Annotated in this window: 14 protein-coding genes; 7 read left to right on the plus strand and 7 right to left on the minus strand. The window is 70.7% G+C overall.

What is annotated here, in order from left to right; genetic code table 11:
* The first annotated feature begins 256 nt into the window (after positions 1-256).
* The gene (locus tag ACGFNP_RS25985; RefSeq protein ID WP_393323053.1) at positions 257-991 is read left to right on the plus strand and encodes a YaaA family protein; all 735 of its coding nucleotides are present in this window, start codon (positions 257-259) and stop codon (positions 989-991) included.
* On the opposite strand, the gene ACGFNP_RS25990 is transcribed toward ACGFNP_RS25985, so the two are convergent.
* The gene (locus ACGFNP_RS25990) at positions 981-1802 is read right to left on the minus strand and encodes an NAD(P)H-binding protein (protein WP_393323056.1); all 822 of its coding nucleotides are present in this window, start codon (positions 1800-1802) and stop codon (positions 981-983) included. The two genes, ACGFNP_RS25985 and ACGFNP_RS25990, sit on opposite strands and share 11 nt — an antisense overlap.
* Positions 1803-1921: 119 nt before the next feature.
* Positions 1922-3652 (minus strand): MFS transporter, encoded by a 1731-nt coding sequence (locus tag ACGFNP_RS25995; RefSeq protein WP_393323059.1) that lies wholly within the window; start codon positions 3650-3652, stop codon positions 1922-1924.
* A gap of 93 nt (positions 3653-3745) precedes the next feature.
* Here ACGFNP_RS25995 and ACGFNP_RS26000 point away from each other — a divergent pair, with 93 nt between their 5' ends.
* Positions 3746-4210 carry a MarR family winged helix-turn-helix transcriptional regulator gene (locus tag ACGFNP_RS26000; protein WP_393323062.1) on the plus strand — a complete coding sequence of 155 codons (465 nt, stop codon included), beginning with the start codon at positions 3746-3748 and terminating at the stop codon, positions 4208-4210.
* A 76-nt stretch (positions 4211-4286) separates the two neighbouring features.
* On the opposite strand, the gene ACGFNP_RS26005 is transcribed toward ACGFNP_RS26000, so the two are convergent.
* The 3 genes from ACGFNP_RS26005 to ACGFNP_RS26015 form a co-directional block, all read right to left on the minus strand.
* On the minus strand, positions 4287-5939 hold the full coding sequence (locus ACGFNP_RS26005; RefSeq protein ID WP_358315632.1) for an RNA polymerase sigma factor: 1653 nt from the start codon (positions 5937-5939) through the stop codon (positions 4287-4289).
* 242 nt (positions 5940-6181) lie between these two features.
* Positions 6182-8275, minus strand: coding sequence for a SpoIIE family protein phosphatase (locus ACGFNP_RS26010; protein WP_358315634.1), 2094 nt, complete (start codon positions 8273-8275; stop codon positions 6182-6184).
* A gap of 194 nt (positions 8276-8469) precedes the next feature.
* Positions 8470-9039, minus strand: coding sequence for an HhH-GPD-type base excision DNA repair protein (locus tag ACGFNP_RS26015; RefSeq protein ID WP_393323067.1), 570 nt, complete (start codon positions 9037-9039; stop codon positions 8470-8472).
* Between the two features lie 155 nt (positions 9040-9194).
* On the opposite strand from ACGFNP_RS26015, the gene ACGFNP_RS26020 reads away from it, so the two are divergent.
* From ACGFNP_RS26020 to ACGFNP_RS26040, 5 genes are all read left to right on the plus strand, one after another.
* The gene (locus ACGFNP_RS26020; RefSeq protein ID WP_214635673.1) at positions 9195-9419 is read left to right on the plus strand and encodes a hypothetical protein; all 225 of its coding nucleotides are present in this window, start codon (positions 9195-9197) and stop codon (positions 9417-9419) included.
* Between the two features lie 123 nt (positions 9420-9542).
* Complete coding sequence (locus ACGFNP_RS26025; protein WP_358315739.1) at positions 9543-11075, plus strand: hypothetical protein; 1533 nt, start codon at positions 9543-9545, stop codon at positions 11073-11075.
* 64 nt (positions 11076-11139) lie between these two features.
* Positions 11140-11895 (plus strand): LamB/YcsF family protein, encoded by a 756-nt coding sequence (locus tag ACGFNP_RS26030; protein ID WP_393323070.1) that lies wholly within the window; start codon positions 11140-11142, stop codon positions 11893-11895.
* Entirely contained in the window at positions 11892-12515 is a 624-nt protein-coding gene (locus ACGFNP_RS26035; protein ID WP_358315641.1) for an allophanate hydrolase subunit 1, read from the plus strand. Before ACGFNP_RS26030 ends, ACGFNP_RS26035 begins: the two co-directional genes overlap by 4 nt.
* Positions 12512-13378, plus strand: a complete 867-nt coding sequence (locus ACGFNP_RS26040; protein WP_393323074.1) for a biotin-dependent carboxyltransferase family protein — start codon at positions 12512-12514, stop codon at positions 13376-13378. Before ACGFNP_RS26035 ends, ACGFNP_RS26040 begins: the two co-directional genes overlap by 4 nt.
* On the opposite strand, the gene ACGFNP_RS26045 is transcribed toward ACGFNP_RS26040, so the two are convergent.
* Together ACGFNP_RS26045 and ACGFNP_RS26050 are read right to left on the minus strand one after the other, a co-directional pair.
* Positions 13356-14198, minus strand: coding sequence for a PhzF family phenazine biosynthesis protein (locus tag ACGFNP_RS26045; protein ID WP_358315645.1), 843 nt, complete (start codon positions 14196-14198; stop codon positions 13356-13358). The genes ACGFNP_RS26040 and ACGFNP_RS26045 overlap by 23 nt on opposite strands.
* Before the next feature lie 4 nt (positions 14199-14202).
* Entirely contained in the window at positions 14203-15579 is a 1377-nt protein-coding gene (locus ACGFNP_RS26050) for a serine hydrolase domain-containing protein (RefSeq protein WP_393323077.1), read from the minus strand.
* Positions 15580-15607: the final 28 nt, after the last annotated feature.

Raw genomic sequence — 15607 nt, forward strand, 5'->3', positions numbered from 1 at the left:
TTCTCGCCGGACGGGCGTCTCCCCGGCGAGAGCGAGTGTTCCCGCCGGAGAGCCGGGCGTCTCGCCGGCGAGAGCGGGTGGCCTCTCCGAGAAGGGGCCGACGCCCGTGTTCCCGCACCTGTACGTGGACGACGCCGGCGCCGTGCACCGGCGGGCTATCGCGGCGGGCGGCACCTCGGTGTCGGATGGCCTTCGCCGAGGAGGGAGCACGCCGGGCGGTCCCACGAGGGGCGGCGGGCATTGACTATGCTGTGGCGTGCTGATTTTGTTGCCGCCCTCGGAGGGGAAGGCCGGGGAGGGCAGCGGTCCCCCCTTGGGCGAGCTTTCGTTCCCCGCCCTGGACAGACCGCGCAAACGCGTGCTGACCGCGCTCATCAGAGCGTCCAAACGGCGTGACGCCCTCGACGTCCTCAGCCTGTCGCCCGGCCTGGCCGGCGAGCTGGCCAAAAACCTGGAACTCCAAACCGCCCCCGCCCTTCCGGCCTCCGATTTGTACACCGGTGTCCTGTACGAGAAGCTCGGACTCGGCACCCTGACGGACGAGGCCAGGAAGCGGGCCGAGGAGTCGGTGCTCATCTTCTCCGGCCTTTGGGGCGTGGTGCGGATCATCGACCGCATCCCCCCGTACCGGCTGTCGATGGGGGTGAACCTGCCCGCGCTGGGCGGGCTGGCCGCCTTCTGGCGGCCCAAGGTGTCCAAGGAACTGGAGCGCCTGGACGGGCTGGTGGTCGACCTGCGTTCGGCCACGTACGCCGGCGCCTGGCAGCCTGGGGAGCGTTCTGTGGCAGTACGGGTGTTCCGCGAGGGCAAGGTGGTCAGCCACATGGCCAAGGCGACCCGTGGCGAGATCGCCCGCACCCTGCTGGAGATCGGGGCAGATCCCGCCACGCCCGGCGAACTCGCCGAGTTCCTCTCCAGCCAGGGCTACGCGGTCAACCTGATCGAGCCCGCCCGCCCCAACCGTCCCTGGACCTTGGACGTCAGCTTCTGAAGTCACCCAGGTGGTCCGCTGCCCAGGTCGCGAACGTACGGCCGGGGCGGCCGATCAACCGCTCGAGGTCCGTGGTGATCTCGGCCGGGACGCCGTCGTTCGACTGCCACCAGTCCAGCAACGAGTCGGCGAAGGGTTCGGGGATGTAGTCGGCCATCTCCGCCTTCCACTCCTCGCGCGTGACGTTCTTGATGGCGATGTCCCTGCCGGTCACGTCGCTGAGGATGGCGATCTGCTCGGCGAAGGTGATCGATTCAGGCCCGGTCAGCCAGTACGGCCGGCCGGCCAGGGCCGGGTCGGTGAGCACGGCGGCGGCCGCCTCGGCGATGTCGGCCTCGTGGATGGGGTCGTTGGAGGAGTTCGGGAAGGGCAGGCTCACCGGGTTGCCGGCCTTGACCGGCCAGGACCAGGCCAGCGCGTTGCCGGCGAACGTACCCGGGCGCAGCAGCGTGGCGCGGACGGGCGCGGCGGTCACGGCGCGCTCCACGTCCAGATGGGACTTGGCGAGAGGGCTGGCCTGGGCGTCCGGCCCGAGAACCGACGACGACGAGAGCAGCACGATGTGCTCGACTCCGGCCGCGGTCGCCTCCTTGACGAAGGTGTCGATGTGCGACGGTTCGGCGTACAGGAAGACCGAGGTGACGCCGGCCAGTGCGGCGGGGAACGTCGCGGGGTCGCTGAGATCGCACGTGGCGATCGACGGGTCGACCGGCTGCCGGGAGGCCGGGCGGACGGGCAGGCCGCGTCGGCGCAGGAGGGCGATGAGCTCAGTGGCCACGGCGCCGCGAGCACCGGTAACGAGGGTGGTCATATCGGGATGTGCCTTTCTGGTGATGAATCATGTCTTGATGGGTTTTGTGCGGGCTGCTCAGCAGTGGTGCGGCTGAGCCTTGGTTCAGCGGCACAGCTGAGCGCTGTGCGGGCTGCTGCTCAGCCGTGGTGGGGCTGGGCTTTGCGGGGCAGGAGCCACACCAGGCCGCAGCAGGCGATCGTGGCGGCGACCACGACGAGCAGGCTGCCGGTTGCGGCCTGCGCCTGGTCGCCGGTACGGAAGTAGACGGTGGTCACGGCGGCGGCGCCGATGGCGTTGGCCAGTTGCTGGGTCGCGGCGAGCGCTCCGCTGGCGCTGCCGGCCTCATGCGGGTCGATGTCGCCTACGGTGACGTCATAGACGGTGCCGAAACAGGTGCCCATGCCCAGCCCGATGACGAGCGCGGCGAGAACGAGCGGCCAGACGCCGTCGGCGACGCCGCGGACGACGGCCAGCAGCCAGCCGGTGCCGATCAGCCCGATGACCAGTCCGATGACGATCAGAGTGCGGCCGAGCCGGGCGATGAGCCGGTGACAGGCAATCGAGGCGATGACGATCCCCACCGCCACCGGGGCCAGGCCGAGCGCCGCCCGCACGGGCGTGAAGCGCAGGCCGTACTGCATGTACAGCACGAGCACGTACAGCAGGCCGGACACGGCGGCGAAGAAGACGACGCCCAGCACGAGGCCGGCGGTGAAGCCGCGGTTGCGCAGCAGCGACGGCTCGATCAGCGGGCTGGCGGCGGTGCGCTGGCGCAGGCAGAACAGCCCGAAGAACACCAGCCCACCGGCCAGACACAGGATCGGGACGAGCGTCCACCCGTGGGCCGAGCCGTCGATCAGCCCGTGCAGGAGGCCCACCATGGCCACCGCCAACACCCCGGCACCCACACCGTCCACCGCAACCGCCCCAGAACGGCCCTCAGGGCGGCTCTGGAGACGGTCTGCGGAGTGGCCCTCGGAGCGATCGCGGCCGTCGGAAACCCGGCCGGCAATAGAGACCACGCCGGAACTGGGGGTCCTAGGGGAGCACGCGGCCTCGGAGGAGCGGGAGCTGTCCGCGAAATCCGCGGCCCCGGTGGGACGGGAAACCTCCGCAGGACGCGAGCCGTCAGCGGGAAGCGGGCCACCAGCGGAACGTGTGGCGTCAGCGGAACGCGGGCCGTCAGCGAGACGCGAGGCCCCAGCGGAGCTGGCGACGTCCGCAGAGCGCGCGGCCCCGGCGGAGCGAGAGGCATCCGCGGAACGCGGGCCGTCGGCGGGCAGGAGGCGGATGGCGGCCAGGAGGGCGGCGCCTCCGAGCACGATGTTGATCAGGAACATCGCCCGCCACCCCAGCCCACCCAGATCGGCCTCGATCAGAAAGCCGGCCAGCACCGGCCCCCCGACCGAAGAGACACCGAGCCCAGGGGCGAACACGCTGAAGGCCTTGCCCAGCTGGTCCCGCGGAAAGACCGCCCCCAGGATCCCGAAGCCCTGGGGGATCATCAGCGCCCCGAACCCGCCCTGCACCAGCCGGGCACCGATGAGCGTGCCGGGGTCGACCGCCAGGCCGCAGGCGACGGAGGCGAGTGTGAAGCCGGTGATGCCGAGAAGGAAGAGCCGGCGACGGCCGTACCGGTCGCCGAGCCGCCCGCCGACCACCAGCAGGACCCCGAGCGCGAGAGCGTAGGCGGCGCCGAGCCACTGGATGAGGGCCGCTCCCCCGCCGAGGTCGGCCGCGATCGTCGGGGCGGCGACGTTGGTGATCGTCGCGTCGAGCAGGTCCAGGACAGCGGCGGCGAGGATGACCGCCAGGACGGCCCACCGCCGGTCCGCCCGGGCTGGTGAGGCGCGGATGAGTGTGGACATGGGGATCCCCTCGATAGAATGCGTACGTGACACAAAGAGTGCGTCACACAAAAATTGTGCGACGCAAGTAAATGTGAGGCATGGAGCGGCCTGGTGTCAAACCGAGCGGAAACGCTGAAGCAGATCATCGACGAGAGCCAGCGGCACTATGCGGCATATGTCCTGTTCAATCAGGCGCTGGCTGACCATTTGGGCCTTCACCCCACCGACCTGCAGTGCGTGGCCCTGCTGGATGTGGAGTCCGGGCCGGTGAGCACCGGCGAGATCGCCCGGCTGACCGGCCTGACGCCCGGCTCCGCCACCCGCCTGGTGGACCGGCTGGAGAAGGCCGGCCTGGTCGTACGGCATGCCGACCCCGCCGACCGCAGGCGGGCACTGGTCGCCCTGGCCCCAACGGCCCGGGCCAGGATCGGGGAAGCCTGGGATACGCCGGGCAAGGCGTTCGGCGAGGTGCTGGAGGCGTACACGGACGCGGAGCTGGCCGTGATCGCCGACTACCTGCGCCGAGCCACCGCAGTAGGCCGCGCCCAGGCGGAACGCCTCAGCCAGGGGCCGTGAACGCAGGGGGCGTAAACGCACCTGGCCCCGCACAGCGAGCGCTGTGCGGGGCCAGGGGTGAAGCGAGACTTGCGTTTTAGTCCAGGTAGTCGCGGAGCACCTGGGACCGGGACGGGTGACGCAGCTTGGACATCGTCTTCGACTCGATCTGCCGGATGCGCTCGCGCGTCACCCCGTAGACCTTGCCGATCTCGTCGAGTGTCTTCGGCTGCCCGTCCGTGAGACCGAATCGCATCGACACGACGCCCGCTTCCCGCTCCGACAACGTGTCGAGAACGGAGTGCAGCTGCTCCTGGAGCAGCGTGAAGCTGACGGCGTCGGCCGGCACGATGGCCTCGGAGTCCTCGATGAGGTCACCGAACTCGCTGTCGCCCTCCTCGCCGAGGGGGGTGTGCAGCGAGATGGGCTCGCGACCGTACTTCTGGACCTCGACCACCTTCTCGGGGGTCATGTCCAGCTCGCGGGCCAGCTCTTCCGGCGTGGGCTCGCGGCCGAGGTCCTGCAGCATCTGCCGCTGAACCCGGGCCAGCTTGTTGATCACTTCGACCATGTGGACCGGGATGCGGATGGTCCGCGCCTGGTCGGCCATGGCCCTGGTGATCGCCTGCCGGATCCACCACGTGGCGTAGGTGGAGAACTTGTAGCCCTTGGTGTAGTCGAACTTCTCGACCGCGCGGATCAGACCGAGGTTGCCCTCCTGGATCAGGTCCAGGAACAGCATGCCGCGCCCGGTGTAGCGCTTGGCCAGCGAGACCACCAGGCGGAGGTTGGCCTCCAGCAGGTGGTTCTTGGCTCGGCGGCCGTCCTCGGCGATCCACTCGAGCTCGGCCCGGACGTCGACCGGCAGGACCTCGGTCTCGCCGCCGCCGAGCTGCTCCTCGGCGAACAGTCCCGCCTCGATGCGCTTGGCCAGCTCGACCTCCTGCTCGGCGTTGAGCAGGGGGACCTTGCCGATCTGCTTGAGGTAGTCCTTGACCGGGTCGGCGGTGGCGCCGGCGGCGGCCACCTGCGCGACCGGCGCGTCATCGTCGTCGTCGGAGAGGATGAGGACCTCGTCCTCGGTCTTCTCCGTGGCGGCCACGGCGGCCACGTCGGCGGCCTTGGGCTCTTCCTCGGTGTCGTCGTCGGTTTCGGGAGCGTCCTCGGTGTCGGAGTCGTCCGCGGCGACGATCTCCTCGTCATCGACCACGATGTCTTCGAGGTCTTCGAGGTCGACATCCGCCTCGATCTCGATGTCCTCGTCGTCGTCGACGCCCTCAGGGCTCTTCGGCTTGGTCTCGGCAGGCCCACCGCTCTTCGGCTCGGCCTTCTTGGCGGGCACGGCCGCCTTCTTCGCCGCCGGAGCGGCCTTCTTGGCGGGAGCCGCCTTCTTGGGGGCGGGCTCGGCTTCGGCGGCGCCCACGACCGCGGTCACGGTCTCAGGCTGCTGCTCTTTGGCGGCCGCTGCGGCCTTGGTCTTGACGGGGGCAGCGGTACGGCGCTTTGCTGGACCACGAGACTTTTTCGGCGCAGCCGAATCCGCGGCGGTCACCACCACGGTCACGCCCTCTTTACTGAGGTTCCGCAAAAATGCGGCGGCGTGAGACATGGGGATGTCCGCCTCCTCGAAGGCCTGACGGACATCCTCAGACTCGAGGAAACCCTGCGAGCGCCCACGCTCGAGCAGTCGCTGAATGACGGGCTCGTTCAGCTCTTGTGGCTTCGAGCGAGTCGAACTTGCAGGCGACACGAACACCTCTCGAACGAACGCGTGGCGACAATGGACCCAGATGCCCGCTGGGGGGCTGTTGCCTCTCTCGGAGAACGATGCGGCCGTGCGGATCGCGACGGACCTGCCCAGCATTCTGGCACGACCACGCGCTCCATACGGCCACCTCCCGGCGGTTGACTTCCACCCTAGGCCGACCCAGACAGTAGTGCGTACGTAAGCGCGGCACTGATACCCGAAAGCAACCCTTATGACTGATTCATTCAGTCACTCTTCGTGGCGGGCGGCACGTGGATAGCCAGGGCGGTAACGTCATCATCCTGTTCATATCCCGACAACATGCGGTCAACCAGGAAGTCCAGCAACATATGCGGGCTACTGACGACCTCAGGCGGCGCTTCGGTCACAACACTGCAAAGCTCTGCGAGTCCTGCGTCCAAACCGCGTTTCCGGTTCTCCACCATGCCGTCGGAGTAGAGCACGGCGGTGTGACCGGGCGGCACCACGAACCGGAACTGCCGGCGGCTGGTCGGCCAGCCCAGCGGCGTGCCGGGCTCGGCGTCGCAGAGGATCGCCGTGCCCTGCGGAGAGACCAGGACGGGCGGCGGATGGCCGGCGAGCGCCAGCGTGCCCTCACCGGTGACGGGCTCGACCACCATGTAGGCGAGGGTCGTGACCTGCTCCTCCTCTTCGGTGGCGTCGAAGACCCGGTCGAGACCGGTGAGCACGGCCGCGGGCGGCGGGTTGGTCAGCGCGAGGGCGCGCATGGCGTTGCGGATGCGCCCCATTCCCGCCGCGGCCTTGACGCCCTTGCCCATGACGTCGCCGACGACCGCGGCGACCCGGCCGTCCTGCAGCACGAACGCGTCGTACCAGTCGCCGCCGACCTGCACGTGGCGGCTGCCCGAGCGGAACCGCTGGGCCAGCACCAAGCCCTTGACCACCGGCAGGCGGTCGGGCAGCAGGCTGCGCTGCAGCGTCTCGGCGGTCTTGTGCTCGCGCTCGAACAGCGTGGCGCGCTCCACGGCGAGCGCGCACTGACCGGCGAGCGCCTCCAGGAAGACGCCGTCCTCCTGGGAGATCTTCTGCGGTCTGGTGAACGAGAACCGCAGCGCGCCCAGGGCCCGTCCGGCCGCCAGGAGCGGCAGTCCGACCCAGGCGCGTTCATCACTGTGCGTGAGATAATTGCCCAGCACCTGTTCGTCGCCACCGGCCTCGAGAAGCTGGGATTTCAGGCTGTCGGGCGACTCCGCGAACACCGGACGGCGGCTGTTGACCGCCATGGTCATCACGCTGGAGGAGGAGAGCGGGATCTCCTCGCCGGACATGCCCGACGCTTCCGGGACGCCCTCGCCGTTGATCAGCTTGAGCGCGGCGCGGTCGGTGTCGAGCAGCGCGACCGCGGAACGGTCGGCGGCCAGGGCGGTGCGGCCGACGTCGATGATGACCTGCACCACCTGCTCGACGGTGAGCGCCTCGGCCAGCATCGCGGTCGCGCCCTGCAGGCGCGCCGTGCGCAGCGCCGCGGCGCCGAGCTGGTCGGTCAGCCTGCCGCGCATCTCCTCGGCCTCGCGCTGCGGGGTCACGTCGGTGTTGGCGCCGACCCACTCGACGACCCTGCCATGCCTGATGATGGGGACGGCCCGCACCTCGAAGTGGCGGAAACCGCTGGCCCGGGTGCGTACGCGGTAGTTCCACTCGAACATGGTCCGGCCGCGCAGCGCCTCCTTCCAGGCTTCCTCGGTCTGCTGGCGCTCCTCGGGATGGACGGCCTCCAGCCAGCCGACCGCCAGGTATTCCTCCAGCCCCTGCCCGGTGATCGCGCGCCACTGCGGCGCGTCCTCCACCACCGTGCCGGTCGGCGAGGTGATCCACACGAGCTGCGACTGCGCCTCGACCAGCGAGCGGTAGCGCTCCTCGCTGCGCCGCAGGTCCTCTTCGATCTGGCGGCTCTCGGTCACGTCGAGGCCGATGAGCGCGATCGCCCGCAGCTCGCCCGCGTCGTCGTGCACCGGTGAGAACGACAGCGACCAGTGCCTGGTCTCGCCCTCGGACGAGCGCACGCGTACGCGACTCTCGGTCACCGGTGCGTCGCTCTCGGTGACGGCCTGGACCGCATGGGTGATGAGCTGGCTGAGATCGGCCGTGAGCGTCTCGACGGGCGCGCGGCCGACGAGCCGCTCGGCGGGCACGCCGACGACGTCGGTGAACACGTCGTTGACCAGTTGTACGTGGCCCGCGGCGTCGAAGAACGCGAAGGCGAACTCGGCCTCCGACAGCATGCCCTTGAAGAGGGCGGAGTCTGAGATGTCCACATCCGACTCCCGGGGACGGGGAACGGAGGTCTCGGCGCTCATGGTCGGCACCTCCGTCGCGTGCCAGGGTCTCCCACGCGGCACATCTCCATAACTGTGTATCGGCGTAGCGCAGCTCCGGGCGACCGGATTCTGCAGTACATCATCGGCGATGGGCAGGCGCGGACGGAAGCCCCGGCCGCCATACGGTCAACGCATCCTGTCAAAATCGCTCCACGTTGCGCAGCAAGATCAGGCTACTTGGCCTTGGCCGCGCGCTTGGCCTCCTGCTTGGCGGCCCGAACGCGACCCAGTGTGTCGGCGTCGACCACATCCGCTACCGAACGCAACGACCCCTCCTCGCCATAGGGTCCGGCCGCCTCGCGCCATCCTGGCGGCTGAACCCCCATTTGCTTGCCGAGCAATGCCAAAAATATCTGAGCCTTCTGCTTGCCGAAGCCGGGAAGTCCCAGAAGCCGGTTGAGCAACTCTTTGCCGTCGGCGACGTCACTCCAGACGCCCTCGGGCTTGCCGTCGTAGTGCTCCACGAGGTAGGCGGCCAACTGCTGGACCCTGTCGGCCATCGACTTCGGGTAGCGGTGCACGGCCGGCTTCGCGGCCAGCAGCGCGGCGAACTCCTCGGGGTCGAGGGCCGCGATCTCCTCCGCGGTGAGGTCGTGCCCGAGGCGTTCGGAGATGGTGTGAGGCCCCGTGAACGCCCATTCCATCGGGATCTGCTGATCGAGCAGCATGCCGACGAGCAGGGCAAGCGGACTTCGGCCGAGAAGATCGTCGGCCTCCGTCCGCTGGGCGAGCTGGATGCGCATGGGAACAGCTTCGCACGAATGCGGTTCCGAAGAAGCGAACACAAGCGTTGTGGAGGCTTGACACTCAGCCGAGAAAAGATGAAATGGGAGCGCACGTCGCCCTGCAACCATTCCCGGGGGGTTTGCCCCTGGGTCTCCAGAGGAATCTCACATCTATGCTCGCTCTGGCCACACGCTTCCTCAGGGAGCCGGTCAGTCTCAGGCTGGCCGAAGAGTTCCTGACCATACCCGTGGACACCATCGACCGGTGCGTGGCCGACGTCTGCGCCTGCGCGCAGCATCTCGGCATCTCCCCGACGCCCGATGTCATCGAACGCATCGCCCGCGAACATCTGCTGGCGATCGTCAACTCCGCACCACCGCCCCGGACTCCCCGATAACATCGGGGTCACCAGGCCGCGTTCTACGCACCGTTTCAGCCTGGAATGCGAGAGAGTGAGGGCGTGCGCCGACACCGACGAGATCCCCGGGAGAGCACCCCGCCAGACGATGTCTTCAAGGAGATGGTGCAGGCGGCTCGCGAGCTGCTGGCCGTGCGCAGCCCCCTTGACGCCGAGCTGATGGTCTCCGACATGATCGGGGCCTGGTGGGGCAGGCGCGTCCGGGGTGGTGACGTCGAACAGGTACTCGGCGAGGGCCTGGTCGACTACGCCGCCAAGGCCGGCACTCCGGCGTCGCTGACGCTGCTCATCTGCCTGGCCTATCTCGGCACGGCCCGCCAGGGCGCCAAGGCCGAGGGCGCGGCGCTGGCGATGATGGAGTCGGGCGTGGCCAGGCCCGGCTGGGCCGAACGGGTCGGCGCGGTCAAGCCGACCGGCTGCTACGTCTCCCGTGACGCCTACGGCGACCAGGACACGGTGATCTGCACGTTCGGCTATCGCTGGAGCGACGGAGCCCGCGAGGATCCGGCGGCCGGTGACGCGGCGCCGGTGGTCGAGCAGGAGCAGGACCGGCACGCGCTGGTCATGGTCGTCGATCACAACATGTCGGGCATGGCGCGCGACGCCTGGGTGTCCTCGCAGGTCGACACGCTGCTGGACAAGGCCCGCGCCGAGGCGGCCGGCAACGCGATGCTGCTGTTCGAGGAGATCGAGCCCCAGCAGGCCAGGGCGCTGCTTGAGTCGGCCATGAAGGCCACCAGGGAGCCGAAGACCCCGCCGCCGGTCAGCGACAGCTACAGCGCCTACCACGCCTTCGCCCGCGCCCGGCTCAAGGCCCTCCCGCCGGGCCGCAAGCGCCCCGCTCCCCTGCACATCGAGGCCCCCTACAGCCGCGAGCGGCGGGCGATGCTGGCCGCGGAGTTCCTCGCCTCCGACGCGGCCGAGCACCTGTCCGACCCGTCGGCGGCCTCGCGGTGCGCCGACCACATCATCGACTACGGCTGCGAGCAGGACTTCAACCGGCCGCTGCGGGTGAGCCCGACCAAGTGCGAGACGTTCCTGCTCGACTGGCTGCCGCGCAAGGTGATGTTAAGCATGGCCGAACAGGAGGCCATGCCGCACGTGCTGTCCGCGTGGGTGCGCTTCGCCGCCCGCCGCACCGGCCTGCCGGAAAGAGGGCTCAAGGCCACGCTCGACGCGGTGTGGGAGGCGACCGGCAAGTTCCCGGAGGCGTACCGGGATCCGACCTCGTTCGGCCTGGACCGCCCGCTGCTGGAGCGGCTGCTGCCGGACGGCGACCTGTCGGCGCTGGCCAGACGGGTCTTCGCGTTCCCGTTCCTGCAGGGCGTGCACGGCGGTGTCGACCTCGACGCGCTCAATCCGGCCGACGAGGCCGACCGGCGCACCCTGCTGGAGATCGACCACGTCGGCGCCATCGACGAGGAGCACCTGGCCTGGCACGAGGAGATCGCCGCGCGGCTGTGGGACGGCGACCCGCCGCAGCTGTGGGAGGCGGCCCAGCGGCTGCTCGACCTCGGCCATGACCGCCACGACGTGCTGCACGTGCTCATCGAGATCGCCGAGCGCATCGGCGGCGACCCGGACGAGCTCGCCTCCGCCCTCGACGACATCGCCGACATCCCCGACGAGATCTAGTACGGCGGCCGGCTCTGGCGCTGTTCGTCGCGCCGAGGTGGCCGCTACCGCCATGATGGGAAGCATGGTGATCGACCTCAACGCTGATCTGGGCGAAGGCTTCGGCGTGTGGCGGCTGGGCGACGACCTGGCCCTGCTCGACATCGTCACGAGCGCCAACGTCGCCTGCGGTTTCCACGCCGGCGACCCGGTGACGATCAGGCGCACCTGCGCGGCGGCCGTGGACCGCGGCGTGGCCATCGGGGCGCAGGTGTCCTACCGCGACCTGGCCCACTTCGGGCGCAGGGAGATGGACGTCGAGCCGGAGGAGCTCTGCGCCGAGGTGCTCTACCAGCTCGCGGCCGTCGACGGCATCGCGCGGGCCATGGGCGGCCGGGTCTCCTACGTCAAGCCGCACGGCGCGCTCTACAACCGCATCTGCCGCGACGAGGTCCAGGCGGCCGCGGTGATCGAGGCCGTGGCCGACTACGACACCTCGCTGCCGGTGCTCACGCTGCCCGGCTCGGTGGTGCACGGCGTGGCCGCCGCCGAGGGCGTGCCGACGATCGCCGAGGCGTTCGCCGACCGCGCCTACACGGCCGCCGGGTCGCTGGTCTCGCGGCGCGAGCCCGGGGCGGTGATCCACGACGTCGCCGCGGTCTCCGCCCGCGCCGTGCGGATGGCCGTCGAGGGCCGGGTGACCGCTGTGGACGGCAGCCCGGTGGTGGTCTCCGCCCGGTCCATCTGCGTGCACGGCGACACGCCCGACGCGGTACGCCTGGCGCAGGCCGTACGCGATGGGCTGCTGGAGGCGGGAGTGGTCCTGCAGGCCTTCGCATGATCCGGGTGGCCGGCGAAGCCGGGCTGCTCGTCGAGACCGGGTCGCTGGCGGTGTCGCACCGGCTCGACGCGGCCCTGCGTGCCTCGCGGCCCGCGGGGGTCGTGGAGATCGTGCCGGGGCCCGAGACGGTGCTGGTGGTGGCGCCGGGGGCGGACCAGGGCCTGTTGCGGGCGCGGCTGGACGAGCTGCTCGGCGAGGTGCTGGAGTCGGGGCCGGAGCGCGAGGCTCCGCTCGGGGCCGGGCAGGCCGTGGTCATTCCCGTCGTCTATGACGGGGAGGATCTCGATTCCGTGGCCGGGCTGGCCGGGATCCCGGTGGACGAGGTGATCGCGCGGCACACCGGGCGGGAGCTGGTGGTGGGCTGGCTGGGGTTCGCGCCGGGGTTCGCCTACCTGACCGGGCTGGATCCGGTGCTCCACCTGCCGCGCCTGGCGACGCCGCGCACGTCGGTGCCGGCCGGGTCGGTGGCGATCGCCGGACCCTACTCCGCGATCTATCCCACCGCCTCGCCGGGTGGCTGGCGGCTGCTGGGCCGTACGTCGACGCGGATCTGGGACGTCGACGCCGACCCGCCGTCGCTGTTCCGGCCGGGCACCCGCGTACGGTTCGAGCCGGCATGATCGAGATTCTCGCGCCGGGCCCCTACGCGACCGTGCAGGACCTGGGCCGGCACGGCTACGCGCACCTGGGCGTGCCCTGCTCCGGCGCGGCCGACGAGGCGAGCCTGCGGCTGGGCAACCGGCTCGTCGGCAACCCCCAGGAGGCGGCGGGGATCGAGCTGACCTACGGGCAGGCGCGGCTGGTCTTCCACGCGGGCGCCTGGGTCGCGGTCACGGGCGCGCCCTGTCCGCTGACCGTGCGGTCGGCTCCGCACGTGGGTGCCGGGGTGGGTGTGCCGTTCTGGGTTCCGGCCGGGACCGAGGTGCGGTTCGGGGCGCCTGAGTGGGGGCTGCGGACCTACCTGGCCGTGCGGGGCGGGATCGCGGTCGAGCCGGTGCTCGGCAGCCGGTCGACGGACTCGCTCTCCGGGCTCGGCCCGGCGCCGCTGCGGCAGGGGAGCATGCTCCCGGTGGGTGACTCGGGGAGCCTGGTGGAGATCTCGGTGGATCTGGCGCCCGCCGGGGAGCCGCCGCCCGCCGTCCTGCGGCTCGTGCCGGGGCCGCGCGACGACTGGTTCGCGCCGGGCGCGCCGGCCGAGCTCTGCGCGCAGCCGTACGAGGTGAGCCAGGACAGCAACCGCGTGGGGGTACGCCTGCGCGGCCGGGAACCGGCGCGGGCACGGAAGGGTGAGTTGCCCAGCGAGGGCATGGTGACGGGGGCGGTGCAGGTGCCGCCGAACGGGCAGCCGATCATCTTCCTCGCCGACCATCCGCCGACCGGCGGCTACCCGGTGATCGGAGTGGTGCGGGCGGCGGACCTGCCGATCGCCGCGCAGCTCCGGCCGGGTGACCTGGTGCGGTTCACAGTTCGACCTGGCCGGTGACGCACGTGACGCTGGAGCCGCCCACCCAGACCGTGGGTTCCTGACCGTTTTCGGGGCCGGTGGTGATGTGGACGCGTCCGGCGCGGCCCAGCACGGTGCCCTGGCCGGCCATGTAGGGGGCGGTGACGCGGCCGGTGCGCAGCAGCCACTGGGCGACCGAGGCGTTCAGGCTGCCGGTCACCGGGTCCTCGACCGTGCTGCCGTTCAGCGGGAAGAACGCCCGCAGCTCGATCGCGAGCGGCGACCCCTGCGGATAGGGGCCCACCACTCCCAGGTCGAGGTCGATCGGCCCGGGACGCAGCGCGAGCACGTCGTCCGCGCTCCGCAGCAGCACCGCCACCCAGCCGGGCCCATTGTCGGCCCACTCGGCGTCGACGATCTCCTCCCGGCCGATGCCCAGCAGGCCGGCGATGCGCTCGACGAGCGGCTCGTCCACCGGCCCCGACCGCAGCAGCGGCGGCGCGGCGAACGCCAGCCCGCTGTCCGTCCTGCGCAGCGTCACCAGCCCGGCGCCGCACTCCTGCACGACCGACTCCGCCTCCTTCGGCACGCCGCCGGCCTCCAGCCAGGCGTGGCAGGTGCCAAGCGTCGGGTGCCCGGCGAAGGGCAGCTCGGTCGTCGGTGTGAAGATCCGCACCCGGTAGTCGGCGCCGGGCGCGGTGGGAGGCAGGACGAAGGTGGTTTCGGACAGGTTCGTCCAGTGGGCGAACCGCTGCATCGCCTCGGTGCTCAGGCCCTCGCCGTCGAGGACGACCGCGAGGGGGTTTCCCTGGTAGGGCGTGGCAGTGAAGACGTCGACTTGCCGGAACGGGCGCAACATGCGCTCAGTCTCTCAGAGCGGTCTTGGGGGTGGCGCGCATGCCGACGTACACGCATTCGGTGCCGTTGGCCAGGGTGGAGAAGACCACGGGCATGTAGTCCTCGCTGAAGGAGGGGCCCGCGCCTGAGGCGGCGAAGACCGTCTCCGTGACCGGCTCCAGGGTCATCTCCAGGGGCGGGGAGAGGTCCTTCATGCCGTCGACGAACTCGTAGCGCATGTGTGCCCTGCCGTCGTCCTGCTGCGTGACGGTGATGACGACGCCCTCGCGCCGGTACGTGCCGAGCAGCGGCGCCAGGTCGATCGCGGGCGGCTCGGCGGCTGGGAGGAAGAGGGCCGGCATCCGCACTCCGGCGAGTTCGCCGAGCAGTTCCCGGAACAGGTCGGCGTACAACTGGCGGGCGCCGCCGCCGTTGGTCAGCAGGACGACGGCCACGCCCGCGTGCGGGACGACGCGCAGGTAGGCGTACTGGCCGATGGCGGCGCCGTCGTGGCCGTAGCCGGCGATGCCGTCCCAGTCGTACAGGGTCCAGCCCAGGCCCCAGCCGTCGGCGCTGACGGTCCACTTGTCCGGCACGTCCACCTCGCGGCGCTGCATGGCGGCAACAGCGTCGGCCGACAGCACGCCTTCGCCGCCGTTGAGGTGCATCTGGGCGAAGCGCACCATGTCGCCGGCGGAGCTGATGACCCGGCCGTACGGGCCCGCCGAGCGCGGCATCAGGTCCCAGTGGGGCGCGGGCTCGGGGTCCTGTCCGGACTCGCCCAGGTGGCTCATCGCCGCGCGGAAGCGGAGCGCCTCCTCGGGCAGCGTCATCGAGTGGCCGAGCCCGAGCGGGGTGAAGATCCGGTCCTTGAGCGCCTGGTCCCAGGTCTGGCCGGTCAGCACCTCGATGATGCGGCCCAGCACGTTGTATCCGAGGCTGCCGTACGAGATCGCGGTGCCGGGCGGGCAGTCCAGCGGCACGTTCTGGGCGGCCTGGACATAGCGGGCCAGGCAGTCGTCACCACGGCCGGCGTCGTAGGTGAAGTCGTTGGTCACCCCGCCGGTGTGGGAGAGCAACTGGCGGGGCGTGATCATCTTGGTGGCCTCGGGGTCGGGGGTGGCGAACTCCGGCAGCACGCCCACCACCGGCGCGTCCAGGTCCAGCGCGCCGGAGTCGGCCAGTTGCATCACCAGCGTGGCGGTGTAGACCTTGGCGATCGAGCCGGACAGGAACACCGAGTCGGTCGTCGCCGCCACGCCGGTCCCCCGGTGCAGCACCCCGCTGGCCAGTTCGTGGATCTGGCCGTCGACCAGCACGGCCAGCGACGCGCCCGGCACGTGGTGGACGGCGCGCAGCTCGTCCAGCCGTGCCTGCCAGCGGGCGGTCACGTTCGTCGACATCTGGATCCTCCTCGATAGTGCGTACACA

This window comes from Nonomuraea sp. NPDC049269 (assembly GCF_043197155.1).
Taxonomy (GTDB): Bacteria; Actinomycetota; Actinomycetes; order Streptosporangiales; family Streptosporangiaceae; genus Nonomuraea.

Coding starts and splice junctions, on each gene's coding strand:
- ACGFNP_RS25990 (WP_393323056.1), bottom strand. CDS start 1,802: ATGACCACCCTCGTTACCGGTGCTCGCGGCGCCGTGGCCACTGAGCTC.
- ACGFNP_RS25995 (WP_393323059.1), bottom strand. CDS start 3,652: ATGTCCACACTCATCCGCGCCTCACCAGCCCGGGCGGACCGGCGGTGG.
- ACGFNP_RS26010 (WP_358315634.1), bottom strand. CDS start 8,275: ATGAGCGCCGAGACCTCCGTTCCCCGTCCCCGGGAGTCGGATGTGGAC.
- ACGFNP_RS26015 (WP_393323067.1), bottom strand. CDS start 9,039: ATGCGCATCCAGCTCGCCCAGCGGACGGAGGCCGACGATCTTCTCGGC.
- ACGFNP_RS26020 (WP_214635673.1), top strand. CDS start 9,195: ATGCTCGCTCTGGCCACACGCTTCCTCAGGGAGCCGGTCAGTCTCAGG.
- ACGFNP_RS26025 (WP_358315739.1), top strand. CDS start 9,543: ATGGTGCAGGCGGCTCGCGAGCTGCTGGCCGTGCGCAGCCCCCTTGAC.
- ACGFNP_RS26030 (WP_393323070.1), top strand. CDS start 11,140: ATGGTGATCGACCTCAACGCTGATCTGGGCGAAGGCTTCGGCGTGTGG.
- ACGFNP_RS26035 (WP_358315641.1), top strand. CDS start 11,892: ATGATCCGGGTGGCCGGCGAAGCCGGGCTGCTCGTCGAGACCGGGTCG.
- ACGFNP_RS26040 (WP_393323074.1), top strand. CDS start 12,512: ATGATCGAGATTCTCGCGCCGGGCCCCTACGCGACCGTGCAGGACCTG.
- ACGFNP_RS26045 (WP_358315645.1), bottom strand. CDS start 14,198: ATGTTGCGCCCGTTCCGGCAAGTCGACGTCTTCACTGCCACGCCCTAC.
- ACGFNP_RS26050 (WP_393323077.1), bottom strand. CDS start 15,579: ATGTCGACGAACGTGACCGCCCGCTGGCAGGCACGGCTGGACGAGCTG.